Below are 13,994 nucleotides of genomic sequence, written 5' to 3'. Positions count from 1 at the left end.
CTGATTAGTAGCCAGCTATGCGTAACCTGAGGGTTATTTTTATTACTGATCGGCGGCCAAACCAAATGATGTAATAAAAATGCCAATATAGAGCGACCTAAAGGTCGCTCTTTGTCTTTCTTATAGGGTACAGCTTATCCTTTTACACCACCCGACGTCAAACCGCCAACTAACCAACGTTGAGCAAGTAAGAATACGATCGTAATCGGAAGTGCTGATAGTACAGCCGCTGCCGCAAAGTCGCCCCATAGATAGTTCTGAGGATATAGGTACTGCTGCATGCCGACTGCTAGCGTGTAAGAGTTCACATCCGATAATAGGATTGAAGCAACAGGTACCTCACCAACAACACCAATAAAAGATAGAATAAACACAACCGCTAGGATTGGCACTGACAGAGGTAATAGAACCAATCTGAACGCTTGCCACGGCGTCGCACCATCAAGGGCTGCTGCCTCTTCCAGAGAGTTATCAATCGTTTCAAAGTACCCCTTAATCGTCCATACGTGAAGTGCGATACCACCTAAGTAAGAGAAGATTAGACCACCGTGTGTGTTCAAACCTAAGAACGGAATGTATTGACCAAGTTTGTCGAACAGCGCGTAAATCGCTACCAAAGCCAATACTGCTGGGAACATTTGGAAAACCATCATCGCTTTCAAGATAGTTTCTTTACCTTTGAAGCGCATACGAGCAAATGCGTAAGCCGATGTAGTAGACAGCGCCACAATCAAAATAGACGTAATACCCGCGACTTTAATTGAGTTCCACAACCACGTTAGTACCGGGAATGGAGGTGGTGTCACCGAGCCGTCTGCATTCGTTACCGACATACCAAGAGCTAATTTCCAGTGTTCCAAAGATGGGTTATCTGGAATCAAGCTACCGGTTGCGAAGTTACCTTCACGGAACGAGATAGCAATAATCATTAATAGTGGGAAGATAATTAGCGCTAAGAAGCACCACAACACTGCATGCGTTGCCCACACTCGGTATTTAAGGCCTTTACCTTGTACCATAGCCATTGTCGTGCTCCTTAATCTTGAGTTAGTTTAGTGAAACGTAGGTTTAATAACGCGAGTGCACCAACCAATAGGAAGATAAGCGTTGCGATAGCACTTGCTAGACCAAAGTCTTGACCGCCGCCGCCTTCGAATGCGATTCGGTAGGTGTAGCTTACAAGTAAGTCTGTGTAACCCGCGGGCTCTGAAGTGCCAATCATGTTCGGGCCGCCGTTCGTCAATAGTTGAATCATTACAAAGTTATTGAAATTAAAGGCAAATGCTGCAATCAATAGCGGTGTAAGCGGCTTAATCATCAATGGGAATGTGATTCGCTTGAAATTATCAAGAAAGTTAGCACCATCGATTGCTGACGCTTCGTACAAATCTTCAGGAATCGCTTTTAATAGGCCCATACATAAAATCATCATGTAAGGAAAACCTAGCCAAGTGTTAACAATCAACACCATGGTTTTCGCAAGAATCGGGTCGGAGAACCAGTTCGGGCTTAAGCCAAAGATACTCTCAAGCACCATGTTGATCTCACCAAAGCTCTGGTTAAATAGGCCCTTAAAGATAAGAATCGAGATAAACGCTGGGACTGCGTAAGGCAGAATCAGTAGAACACGGTAGATTGAACGACCCTTTAGCTCTTCCCACTGCACAACATTTGCAAGAATCAGACCAATGGCAAGTGTGAAAACAACCGTACAAATAGAAAATACAACGGTCCAGATGAAGATACTGATGAACGGTTCTTTAATGCCGTCATCTTTCCAAACACGTTCAAAGTTAGCCGTACCAATGTCTACAACAAAGCCTGGAGATATTGTGTTACCAATAAACTCTCCTTTCTCGTCAACCGGTTGGTAGAAACCCACTTCCATGTTTGGTTTCAATACTTCACCAGATTCATTGTTGATTAACGTTTCACCGTCACCTTGAAGGGTATAAAGCGGTGCGACGGCAGCAAACTTACGCAAGCCACTCATACGGATATCATCACCATCTGGCAAGTGGAAGTCTACACCACTGATCGCAGAACGGTTTTGGATGATCGCTTTGATCTTCTCTTTTTCACCTAGTACAGATTCGATTGCAGATAGGTCCATCTCTGTTGCTGTCATACCTTCCAGAGAAAATACATCAGTTGCTAACAGCTGGTCGCCATCTTTCACAACGATCTGGTGACCGTTATCTGTTTTGTACAAAGTAAATGGGTAACTTTCACCGCTTTGGAATGAACGGTCTAAAAGAACGGTTTGAGTACGCTCTAGAGAGAGCTGGTTTTTTGCGCTGTAGTTAGTAAACGCAAGCCCGACGGTGTATGCCAGTGGGAAAAGAATGAATAAAATCATTCCGGCAATACCTGGGTAAATATAACGGTGGGCGTAAGTTTTCTTACTACCAAAAATGTAAAGTGCCAAAGCCGTTAAGATCACAGTAAGAAGCGCAAATGCGAGCTCACCGCGAGAATACATTAAAATTGTAGCGTAGCCATTAATTAAGCCAACACTACCAAGCAACCCCCATTTGATGAAGACGCTTTTACTGCTTGGAAGGCTTGATGGTGCCGGGATCGCATCTGAACCTTGAACTGACTGCATAGAGGAACCTGCTAACGATATAGATAAAAAATAGAAAAGTAAGGAGAGGTTACCCCCTCCTTAAAGGTAGAACTTGAGTATTACTTAGTCATTCGAGCTTCAGCACCTTTCAGCGCTTGATCAACAGTTTGGCGGCCATCAACAACGTTGCCGATCGCTTCTTCCATGCTGTACCAGAATGTAGTGAACTGAGGGATGTTAGGCATGATTTCACCGTTCATCGCGTTGTCCATTGTTGCGGCAATACGCGTGTCACTGTCTAGTTGACGTTGGAAAGAGTTAAGAGCAACTGCGCCTAGTGGTTTGTCATCGTTCAAGCTTTTCATACCTTCATCAGTTAGTAGGTAGTTTTCCATGAACTCAACGGCTAGGTCGCGGTTTGGAGAAGCAGTGCTGATACCACCCGCCCATACACCAACGAAAGGCTTAGACGCTTTACCGTTGAACTTAGGCAGTGTTGCAACGCCGTAGTCTACGCCTGCTTTCTCGATGTTTGCCCAGCCCCAAGGACCATTGATTGTCATTGCAACGTTACCCGCAACGAATTCAGACTCAGCAACTGAGTAGTCCATGTCTGCAGAGATAACTTTGTCTTGTACCATCTTCTCGATGAAACCTAGAGACTTTTGAACACCATCAGTCGCTACGCCCGCATCTTTAATGTCGTAACCTTCGGCTGTTTGTTTGAATGCATAACCGCCGTCAGCTGCTAGTAGAGGCCATGTGAAGTAAGCGCCGCCACGTAGAGGCCACATGATCGCTTTCTTACCGTCTTTTTGAAGCTCAGCGTTAAGTGCTGGGATTTCTTCCCAAGACTTAGGTGGGTTAGGAACAAGTGCTTTGTTGTAGATAAGAGAAACTGACTCAACCGCTACTGGGTAAGCGATTGTTTTACCTTCGTAAGAAACAGCGTCCCATGCGAAGTCTACGATACCTTCTTTAGTCTCTTTAGAAGGTTTGATATCAGCAAGAAGACCCGCTTCTGCAAAACCACCAAAACGGTCGTGAGCGTAGAAGATCATGTCTGGGCCATCGCCAGCCGCTGCAACTTGAGAGAACTTCTCTTCTAGTTTATCTGGGAAAGCCACTGTTACTTTAACACCAGTGTCTTCTTCAAAGCGTTTGCCTACTTCAGCCATTCCTTCATAAGCTTTATCGCCACCAACCCAAATAGTTAGTTGACCTTCTTCGATAGCAGCGTTTGCACCAAATGAACCCAGAGCCACAATTGTGCCTAGAGCTACAGCGCTTAGAGCGTTTTTCATGTCAATATCCTTTTTATATTTATACGTAGGGCGCATTCAATTAAGACGAGCCAGTTTTCGAGGTTATGATCTGAGAAAACAGTCCCTAACTCATCATCCTAGCCACTACGCCCTAGCTATTATGGCTTAATTTCGTGATCGTCATCCGGTCAGATTAGAGAGCGAAGTCACAAAGTGCATACTCATCGTGATCCACATCACCGTTATGTGGTGAATTTATTTGAACTGGATCGCTAATTGGGAGCAACCCCATTTATCTACTCCTCCCCTCCTACTCCCCCTCGTTAAATTTTCATTGGGAGGATGTACGATTGCGCCAATTCACCGAAACTGCATCCATCCAAGAGTGGATAGTAAGAACCCTTTACCAGCGAATGTTATGCGTGAAGCATTGTTCATTTAGTTGGCTTCACTGCCCGCTGTTGTCTTTATTAAGCATCAAGCTAAATCTGTGATTGAATCACGGGGGAGATTTAGCTGGATGTGGGGGAAATAGGCACCAGTTTGGCTATGACGGGTGGGCTTGGTTAAAGAATCCAAGTCTCACCCACTTTTTTTCTTACTCATTCAATACTTACCAATTCCTACAGTTACTGCTGACCCAAAAATTTCTTATAATGATAAGCAGTAAAACTTAAAATTTGATCGATCGAGGACTAGCTAGATGGCGAGTGTCACGTTAAAAAACGTTTATAAATCATATGGTGATGTACAGATTTCTAAGGACGTAACCTTAGACATCAACGAAGGTGAGTTCGTAGTATTCGTTGGACCATCAGGTTGTGGTAAATCGACGCTATTACGCTGTATCGCAGGTCTAGAGGACATTACGTCTGGTGATTTGTACATTGGCGACCAACGCATGAATGACGTTGAGCCTTCAAAGCGTGGCGTAGGTATGGTATTCCAATCTTACGCGCTTTACCCTCACCTTAACCTTTACGACAACATGTCTTTCGGCCTTAAGTTAGCAAACGCAAACAAAGCTGAAATCGACAAGCGTGTTGAGCATGCAGCAGAAATTCTTCAGCTTGGTCACCTTCTTGAGCGTCAACCTAAAGCACTTTCTGGTGGTCAACGTCAACGTGTTGCTATTGGTCGTACTCTAGTTTCTCAACCAAACGTATTCTTACTTGATGAGCCTCTATCTAACCTAGATGCTGCGCTGCGTGTTCAAATGCGTTCGCAAATCACTAAGCTACAACGTCAACTTGGTTGCACCATGATCTACGTTACCCACGACCAAGTGGAAGCGATGACAATGGCCGATAAGATTGTTGTTCTTGATGGCGGTTATGTTTCTCAAGTGGGTAAACCTCTTGATCTTTACCACTACCCTCAAAACCGTTTCGTGGCAGGCTTTATTGGTTCACCGAAGATGAACTTTATGTCGGTTCACATCGAGCAAGCTGAAGCTGAACGCGTACAAGTTCAACTTTCTAACGGTATGACTTTCTGGATCCCAGTTGATGGTACGACTGTCAATGCTGGTGACCGTATGTCTCTGGGTGTTCGTCCTGAGCACTTGTTGTCTGCTGAAACAGGTGACGCGACGATTGAAGCTGAAGTGATGATGGTCGAGAAACTAGGTAACGAAACTCAGGTTTACCTAAACCTCGAAAGTGCTGATGCTGACGTTATTTATCGCCAACCAGACACATTGACGATTGAATCTGGTGACAAACTAGCGATTGGTATTCCTGCGCACCGTTGTCACTTGTTCCATAGCGATGGTCGCGCATGTCGTCGCTTGTACAAAGAGTACGGCACCGACTAATCGGTTCGCCTTTTTAAGATATAACTTGCCCATATCGAATCCCTCTTACCAAGTAAGGGGGATTTTTTGTTTAAAGGCGCCAACTACTTTCGCTTTGATGGTTTAATTTTGCGCACCGCTCAGTTAGCTTTTCGCGCGGCAATAAAAAAGGCCTAGCGGATGCTAGACCTTTATTTGTTTGAGCTCAAAGCCACCCTACCTAAACGATATAGGTTGGCCCTGCAGAAACTTAGTGGATTGGCGTATCACTTGTTTTGTTGAACTGGCCAAAATGCTTTTCTAACACTTCTGGTGTTAGTTTGCCTTCCGCTTCTAGTCGCTTAAATTCAGCAACGATCGCTTTTTGCTCTTCAATTGATGGCAGTTTTACTTCTGGCTCATCGCCCATCTCTTGAGTCATCTGCTCTAGTTCTTTTTCAAAATCGCTCATGATACTTACCTAAATATTAAACCTAATCAGATTTTACTCATTTACGCTCTGTGATGCTAGAGCGATTAAGTGCAAAGCCCGAAACCAGATCAAGCTAAGGCCAGTTAGAAGAAAACAAACCCCTAAATAAAAAGAGCTGGATTCACGATTAAATGAATCCAGCTCTTCGTCTATGTCCCTTTCTAAGCCATGCTACAGCTTAAAGGAATTAAAGCTCAAAGAGATTAAAGCTTAAATGAACCAACCATCTTATCCAGACGTGAGGAAAGGTCTCGGAGCTCTTGGCTCGCTTCAGCAAGCTGCTCAGCGGTACCCGTTGTCACTTCATTGATTGCGTTAATCTCTTCAATGTTCTGGTTGATGGTGTGAACTACGGTTGATTGCTCTTCCGTTGCCGTTGCTACTTGCGTGTTACGATCGGTGATGTCTACGATGCGGTCCGAAATGCCACCCAGTACATCTACGGCTTCATCCGATGCAGCTACACCTTCAAGGGTAATGACTTTACCTGTACTCATTGCTGCTACTGCATCTTTAGCATCGCTTTGCAGTTGGTTGATCATCTTCTGAATCTCTTCCGTCGAGTCTGCCGTGCGACTTGCTAGATTTCGTACTTCATCGGCTACCACGGCAAAGCCACGGCCTTGCTCACCGGCACGCGCTGCTTCAATCGCAGCGTTCAATGCAAGTAAATTGGTTTGCTCTGAAATATCACGGATAACACCCAGAATAGAGCCGATATCTTGTGTTGTTGAAGCAAGTTGTTCAACCACTTGACCCGTACTTTCGATATCTTGAGCTAAACGGCTGATCGCGTCTTTTGCTTTGTTTACCACAGAGCGGCCCACTTCAGTATTGCCCGAAGCTTGAGTGGCCGTTTCCGCAGCCGTTGCCGCATTTGATGCAATCTCGCTGATGGTCATGCCCATTTGGTTAATGGCAGCCACCACTTGAAGGGTTTGATCACGTTGCTCTTGGCTATTATCGTGGGTGATGTGTGCTTTGTTAGAAACACTCTCTGCCGCCACTTGAAGCGCTTGGCTTGTCGAACATACTTCTTTCATAGACTCGTGAATCTTTTCAATGAATCCATTAAAGCCCTTTGAAAGCTGTGCAATTTCATCGTTGCCTTTCACTTCAATACGCTGCGCCAGGTCGCCATCACCTTCGCCAAGGTCACCGAAACGCTTAGCCAGAAGTTTAATCGGTTGAGTAATGCTGTTCGCCAGAACTACGCCCATTAGGATAAATACTAATGCCACAACCGCCGTCATGATCAGCATCTTTTGCGCTGTCGCATCTAACTCTGCAAACACTTCTCCAGTCGGAACTACACCAATAACAAACCAGTCCATGGAAGACACATACAAGCTCGCCACAAACAGCTCTTGGCCCTGGCTTTCAGTGGTAATCAGGTTAAAGCCCGACTTGTTCAATAGTTGGCTTGATTGAGGACCGTAAAGTTGTTGAAGTGAAGAATCACTGCGAGAACGCTCACGGTGAATCTGTACATCACCTTGGCTATCGGTCAAAAATACAAAGCCTGTATTTTCAATCTTGAAACCGTTCAGCAGGTTAACCATGTCATCCATCGATTTTGATAAACCTGACATCGCCAAACCAGAAGGCTGTTGGTAGTTAGCAAACATCTTCACTTCACCGTTGGCTTCTTGGAACATACTCACCATGGTTGGCTGGCCTGACTGAGTAAAACCAAAGAACCAACCGTCTTGTTGTTGGTTTAGCTGGCGTAAAAAACCATCTTGGTTCCAGTAGTAAGCTGTTTGACGGTTCGCTACCGAGGCATCATTCAGCTGATATTGGTTGCGAACATTGTTCAGTTGTTTTACCAACTTACCCTCTAACACAGCATCGCGATCTGTCGATTCGATTGCATCAGAAATGAATTCATTTGAAGCAATTTGCTCCGCCGCTAACAATAGCTGAGAGACTTCACGATCAATTTCACCATTGATTCGCTCCAACATACCGGGAAGCTCAATATCAACCAAACGGTGACTCAATACATCTCTTGCTTGCTGTTGTGCCATCGCGCCGACAATCACTGTCGATGCAAGAACCGCAAAGGTAATTCCAAGTACAACTTTTTGTTTGATACTCAGAGAGTTAGTTTTAAACATATTTGGACCTTTAAAAGAATCGCTCGTTATTGGTATACCCTGAACAGGACTTTTTTAGTGCACTCCAACAAGCAATGCACAATCTGAGTGATGTATCGGCCAAAACCAATAAAACTAGAGACTTTTATCTCAAAAAACTGCAAACATGATGTAACGACTCAATCATTTCTTGTGGGGGTTGAGATTAATTAGCTAAATACGCCCCCTTATTGATATTCACCCTTATTATCAAACCCTTTAATTTTTATCTGAGTCAGGCAGCATCACACCTTTGAGCTTTATTGTATAAAAAGTGATTGATATGATAAAAATTCACTGTTCAGTGATTTTTCTAGCTAAACACTTGTAAATCTTTCCAATTTTGAAAAAATAAATTCCGCAAATGTACTGGAACTTTTTCCTGGTAATCAGTGACCAATACTCAAAATAAGAATCAAATGGCCCCCAGAGAGTCCAAAAATGCATAAAAATAACTTCGAAATCCTTCAAAACTACTTAGAGTCTCAAATCATTGGTCAGCAAGAGCTCGTTAAGCAACTGATGATCGCCTTATTGGCAGATGGCCATATCCTTGTTGAAGGGCCTCCAGGGTTGGCAAAAACCCGCGCGGTAAAATCACTAGCTGACTGTGTCGAGGGAGATTTTCACCGTATTCAATTTACCCCTGACCTATTGCCTGCCGACCTAACTGGTACCGATATTTTCCGTCCAGAAACGGGAGAGTTCACCTTCCAATCTGGCCCGATTTTTAACTCGTTAATTCTAGCGGATGAGATCAACCGTGCTCCGGCGAAAGTACAAGCCGCTATGTTAGAAGCTATGGCTGAGAAGCAGGTGACCGCAGGTCGAAAAACCTATGCTCTACCGGACCTGTTTTTGGTAATGGCAACGCAAAACCCGATTGAGCAAGAAGGTACTTACCCGCTACCAGAAGCTCAATTAGACCGTTTCTTGCTGCATTTAGAAGTGGCTTATCCAGACATGGAAAGTGAACTTGAGATCTTGCGCCTAAACAGAGGCGAAGCTCAAGGCAACCAACCTGTTCAACCAGAGCCTATTTCTCAACAAACTATCTTCGAAGCTCGCCAAGAAGTGCTCAACATTCACATGGCAGACACCATCGAGCAGTACATTATTCGACTGGTTATGGCGACTCGCCAACCTAAGCAATACAGCGACCAACTTGATCAATGGTTAGATATGGGTGTCAGCCCACGTGCAACTATTGCTTTAGACCGATGTGCTCGAGCGCACGCATGGCTAGCAGGCCGCGATTACGTAACACCGCAAGATGTTCAAGCTATGGCATTCCCTGTATTACGCCACCGTCTACTTCGCAGTTACCACGCACAAGCTGAAGGAGTTACGGCCAATCAAGTAATTACACACCTTATCTCACTGGTTGGCAGCGCATAGGTGATACGCGTATGAATAACCAACTACCCAACCATAGTGACGGTGTCACGTTAAATCTGGACGAACTGCTGCAATACAAAGCGCAGTCTGTTCGATGGTTGCCTCCAGCCAAGAGTCTTTGGTCGCAACTTAACGGTCAACACGAGAGCAACCGTAAAGGTCGCGGGATGAACTTCTCTGAGGTTCGTCAATATCAGGCGGGCGATGACATCCGCAGCATTGATTGGCGCGTAACGGCTCGAACAGGGAAGGCACACACCAAACTGTTTTCTGAAGAAAGAGAACAGCCTGTGATTTTGTTCTTAGATCTGTCGAGCAGTATGATTTTCGGCTCAACCTTGTTGCTTAAATCGGTTCAACTCGCGCACTTTGCCAGCCAGCTTTGTTGGTTAACCGTCGCTCAAAAAGACCGTATTGGTGCAGTGATAGATACTGGCCAAGAGATCATTGAGATTAAACCGAGTGCTAGCAACCATGCTCCACTGCGTATTTTACAAAAAGTCATAGAAATCAATAACGCAGCGCTGACCAACCAAGACAATCACAGCGACACAACCTTAGATCATGGGCTGAAGTCTCTACAACAGCTCTGTCCAAAAGGCAGTGATATTATTATCCTTAGTGACTTCGTCCGTTACCGAGAAAGTGACTACTCACTTATCAGCCAAATTCGCAGGCACAATAGAGTGCGTCTAGTTCATTTTTACGACCCTTTGGAGCAAGGTGAAACTACCTACAAAGGATCTAAACAGGTGACCGATGGCGACAAAACTCAGTGGTTCAACTTCTCTTCCAATAAAGAAAAGGAAAAGCTTAACCAAGCGTTTTCATTAAAGAAGCAGCAGTTGCAGAAACTTAGTTTATCTCTCGCGATACCTTATAGCTCTCTGTCTAGTGCGCAGTCACTAATGAGCCAGATATCAGGATCTCAGTCATGAATCAGTCCTTAGATTTAAGCCCTGTCATTGCGCCAGATGCACCGACTTGGTGGCCTTTGGCATGGGGCTGGTGGGCGGTAGGTATCACGGGCATCGTTCTGATCGTCTTAGTGTTTTTCATTGTAAAACGCAGACAAAAGAACCAATGCGCGAAGAACGAAGCACTTGCTTGCTTTCGTAATAGTCAGCCTTCAAATACCTTGTCTCCGAGTGCAGCTCAAGACATCGTTCGTCAGGCAGCACTAAGCTATTTCCCACGCGACAAAGTGGCAGGCTTATCTGGCGATGATTGGTTGGCGTTCTTAGATGCGCAATTGGCGAAGCCGTTATTCGCCGCAAAACAATCGCAATGGCAACAAGCGCTCTACCAAGATACAGCCTTAATGAGCGACGAACAGAAAAAGGCTCAACAGCAATTGGTTAATGACTGCGAAATCTGGCTTCGTAAAGCCCTTCCTCCAAAGCGAGGTCGTTATGACTGATCTTTTAAACACGAGCTTACTAAATATTGAATTCGTTTGGTGGTGGATGTTTTTCCTCGCGCCACTGCCGGTTCTCGTTTACTTGTTCTCTCCTAAGGCGGAATCGAACAATGCCCTAAGGCTTCCATTTCTGCCCGAGGACAACAATACCAAAACGCCGAGCAGTCGCTTACCCAAAGCCTTGTCGGTCATCATCTGGCTTTTATTGGTAACGGCGATGGCACGCCCAGTTTGGTACGGTGAACCGGTTGAGTTTCAACCAAAACACCGAGACTTGATGCTGGTTGTCGACCTCTCCTACTCGATGAGCCAAGAAGACATGCAGTTCAATGGCGAATACATCGATCGCTTATCTGCGGTGAAACATGTATTGAGTGACTTTATTGAGCGACGAAAAGGCGACCGAGTTGGACTGGTGTTATTTGCTGATCACGCCTACTTGCAGACGCCACTGACGTTAGACAGAGACACGCTCTCACAACAACTCAATCAGGCTGTGCTAAAGCTGATCGGTACTCAAACTGCGATCGGTGATGGTATCGGCCTTGCCACCAAAACCTTTGTCGACAGTGACGCCCCTCAGCGTGTGATGATCCTACTCAGTGACGGCAGCAATACCGCGGGCGTATTAGATCCACTAGAAGCGGCGGATATTGCTAAGAAGTACAACGCGACGATTTATACCGTAGGTGTCGGTGCGGGCGAAATGATGGTCAAAGAGTTCTTCATGACTCGTAAGGTCAATACTGCTCAAGACTTAGATGAACGCACGCTAATGGAAATCGCCAAGCGCACTGGCGGTCAATACTTCCGAGCGCGAGACAGCAAAGAACTGGCAACGATTTACGACACCATCAACCAGTTAGAACCCGTGACGAACGCCACTAAGATATGGCGACCGCAACAAGAGTGGTTCGTATGGCCACTGTCTGCGGCAATGTTCTTCGCATTTATGCTGTTAGCCATTAGGAGAAACAATGTCTAACTTTACTTTTATCTACCCATATTGGTTCTTGGCTCTTGCCGCGCTGCCCGCTATTTGGTGGCTTAGCAAAAGACAATCGAAGCAAGGGTTATTGGCGTCACACATCGCCCGTTATCTGGCTCCTGAATCGAGTAAACCCTCGAAAAACCGCAGTACTTACTTTGGTATTTGGTGGATAGTCGGCGTCATCGCGTTAGCTGGACCAAGCTTTGAAAAAAATGAACAGCCGAGCTTTGAAAAAACGCAGGCGCGAGTTGTGATCATGGATATGTCGATGTCTATGTATGCCACTGACATTAAGCCAAACCGTTTAACACAGGTGCGATACAAGGCTCTGGATCTGCTTTCGTTATGGAAAGAAGGCCTAACGGGAATGGTGGCCTACGCAGGTGATGCTTACACCATTAGTCCGCTAACGTCTGACATCAACACCATCAAGAACCTCGTACCCAATCTATCACCAGATATCATGCCCTTCCAAGGCGGCAATGCAGCATCGGCAATTAAGCTTGCGATTGAGATGATGACTCGTGCTCATGTCTATAAAGGCGATCTGGTACTGATTGCTGATGATATTGATGGTCAAGAGAAGAAAGATATCGACTCGCTACTCTCTGGTAGTAATTGGACGTTATCAGTCTTGGCTGTAGGTACGGAAAGTGGCGCGCCAATCTCTCTACCAAGCGGGGCGATGCTGAAAACAGATTCAGGGCAAACCGTGGTGGCAAAAACTAACTTAGACAATATGCGCGACCTGACCCGTCGCTCTGGTGGCACCTTCACCGAGGTGCAATTTAATAACTCAGACGTTGAGCACATCGCGAGTTATCTCGACCGAGTTGCGACAACTTCAGAGGTGACTAAAACCAATAACTCGCTCAACACCAGAGTAAACAACGGTTTCTGGCTATTGCCGTTTCTGTTATTTCCTGCCCTTGGCCTATTTCGAAAAGGGGTCATTTGGTGTGGCCTAGCACTGCTTGTCTCGTTCAGCCAACCGAATACTGCGTTTGCAAACCCTTGGAAAACCGATGACCAAGTAGGTTATCAGTTGTATCAAGATGAGGACTTTCAACAAGCTGCAGAGAAGTTCGATCAGCAAGAATGGAAAGGCATTGCGCAATACAAAGCCGGTGATTTCGAAGCGGCCGAACAGACGCTGCAAGGTCTTTCTGGCGAAGATGCTCGCTATAACCTCGCCAATGCACAAGCAAAGCAAGGCAAGTACGACCAAGCGATTGAAGAGTATCAACGTATTCTAGAAAGCAACCCTGAACATGCTTATGCGAAGAAGAACCTAGAGATTGTCGAACAGGCTCAGAAGCAACAGCAACAGCAACAGCAACAGCAACAGCAACAGCAACAGCAACAGCAACAGCAACAGCAACAGCAACAGCAACAGCAACAGCAACAGCAACAGCAACAGCAAGACGATTCTGAGTCCAAAGACCAAAACGAACAAGACCAAGGTCAGCAAGATGATTCTTCGCAAAGCTCGCAGGATCAACAACAAAGCTCAGCTGACAATGGGAAGTCGCAAAGTCAAAGCGGCAGCCAAGATCAAAGCAATAAACAAGATCAAAGTGAAAACCAAGATCATAATACTGACCAAAGCCAAGCTGATAGTCGCTCTGATTCCAAGACGGATGAAGAAAACGACAAGCAAGCTGTGCAACAAAACAAACCGGATCAAGCAGATAAACAGCCACAGGACAAGGGTGACTCAGTATCTCAGGCAGCCCAAGAACAAGAGGCTGCTAAGGAAGACACTGATAACAACGCTCAACAAGCTGCCGCACAAGTATCAGGTCAACCTATGTCGAGCGATCCTGATATGCGAAAACTTGAGCAAGTAGAAAGCGCGCGTGATCCGAGCCAACTGCTTAAAGCGCAAATGATTTTACAAGCACGACAAAAAAGTGCTCCCAACAACCAAAACAAAAAGTGGTAAC

General features: G+C 45.5%; 11 protein-coding genes. 6 read left to right on the top strand and 5 right to left on the bottom strand.

Annotated features, from left to right (window positions below; all coding sequences use genetic code 11):
• Positions 1–134 precede the first annotated feature (134 nt).
• The 3 genes from malG to malE all read right to left on the bottom strand — a co-directional run bounded on the left by malG (position 135) and on the right by malE (position 3,873).
• Positions 135–1,025, bottom strand: a complete 891-nt coding sequence (gene malG, locus DUN60_RS18190) for a maltose ABC transporter permease MalG (RefSeq protein WP_004732010.1) — start codon at positions 1,023–1,025, stop codon at positions 135–137.
• An 11-nt stretch (positions 1,026–1,036) separates the two neighbouring features.
• Positions 1,037–2,608, bottom strand: a complete 1,572-nt coding sequence (malF, locus tag DUN60_RS18185; RefSeq protein WP_114634745.1) for a maltose ABC transporter permease MalF — start codon at positions 2,606–2,608, stop codon at positions 1,037–1,039.
• 80 nt (positions 2,609–2,688) lie between these two features.
• The gene (gene malE / locus DUN60_RS18180; protein ID WP_004732013.1) at positions 2,689–3,873 is read right to left on the bottom strand and encodes a maltose/maltodextrin ABC transporter substrate-binding protein MalE; all 1,185 of its coding nucleotides are present in this window, start codon (positions 3,871–3,873) and stop codon (positions 2,689–2,691) included.
• Between the two features lie 664 nt (positions 3,874–4,537).
• On the opposite strand from malE, the gene malK reads away from it, so the two are divergent.
• Entirely contained in the window at positions 4,538–5,650 is a 1,113-nt protein-coding gene (gene malK / locus DUN60_RS18175; RefSeq protein WP_017084833.1) for a maltose/maltodextrin ABC transporter ATP-binding protein MalK, read from the top strand.
• Between the two features lie 229 nt (positions 5,651–5,879).
• On the opposite strand, the gene DUN60_RS18170 is transcribed toward malK, so the two are convergent.
• Together DUN60_RS18170 and DUN60_RS18165 are read right to left on the bottom strand one after the other, a co-directional pair.
• Entirely contained in the window at positions 5,880–6,080 is a 201-nt protein-coding gene (locus tag DUN60_RS18170) for a restriction endonuclease subunit S domain-containing protein (RefSeq protein ID WP_004732016.1), read from the bottom strand.
• Between the two features lie 224 nt (positions 6,081–6,304).
• Positions 6,305–8,221, bottom strand: a complete 1,917-nt coding sequence (locus tag DUN60_RS18165) for a methyl-accepting chemotaxis protein (protein WP_114634744.1) — start codon at positions 8,219–8,221, stop codon at positions 6,305–6,307.
• A gap of 459 nt (positions 8,222–8,680) precedes the next feature.
• Here DUN60_RS18165 and DUN60_RS18160 point away from each other — a divergent pair, with 459 nt between their 5' ends.
• The 5 genes from DUN60_RS18160 to DUN60_RS18140 are packed head-to-tail and all read left to right on the top strand — an operon-like array spanning position 8,681 to position 13,993.
• Complete coding sequence (locus DUN60_RS18160) at positions 8,681–9,637, top strand: AAA family ATPase (RefSeq protein ID WP_017074671.1); 957 nt, start codon at positions 8,681–8,683, stop codon at positions 9,635–9,637.
• An 11-nt stretch (positions 9,638–9,648) separates the two neighbouring features.
• Positions 9,649–10,575: a DUF58 domain-containing protein gene (locus tag DUN60_RS18155; RefSeq protein WP_114634743.1), complete on the top strand. Its 927-nt coding sequence runs from the start codon at positions 9,649–9,651 to the stop codon at positions 10,573–10,575.
• Positions 10,572–11,057, top strand: a complete 486-nt coding sequence (locus tag DUN60_RS18150) for a DUF4381 domain-containing protein (protein ID WP_114634742.1) — start codon at positions 10,572–10,574, stop codon at positions 11,055–11,057. Before DUN60_RS18155 ends, DUN60_RS18150 begins: the two co-directional genes overlap by 4 nt.
• Entirely contained in the window at positions 11,050–12,042 is a 993-nt protein-coding gene (locus DUN60_RS18145) for a vWA domain-containing protein (RefSeq protein ID WP_114634741.1), read from the top strand. Before DUN60_RS18150 ends, DUN60_RS18145 begins: the two co-directional genes overlap by 8 nt.
• The gene (locus tag DUN60_RS18140) at positions 12,035–13,993 is read left to right on the top strand and encodes a VWA domain-containing protein (RefSeq protein ID WP_114634740.1); all 1,959 of its coding nucleotides are present in this window, start codon (positions 12,035–12,037) and stop codon (positions 13,991–13,993) included. The genes DUN60_RS18145 and DUN60_RS18140 overlap by 8 nt, the downstream gene beginning before the upstream one ends.
• Position 13,994: the final 1 nt, after the last annotated feature.

Origin of the sequence: Vibrio splendidus (assembly GCF_003345295.1) — a bacterium.
In the GTDB taxonomy this organism is placed as follows: Bacteria; Pseudomonadota; Gammaproteobacteria; order Enterobacterales; family Vibrionaceae; genus Vibrio; species Vibrio splendidus_K.
The sequence above is the reverse complement of the archived record's forward strand: the minus strand, read 5'-3'. Positions and strand labels throughout refer to the sequence as shown.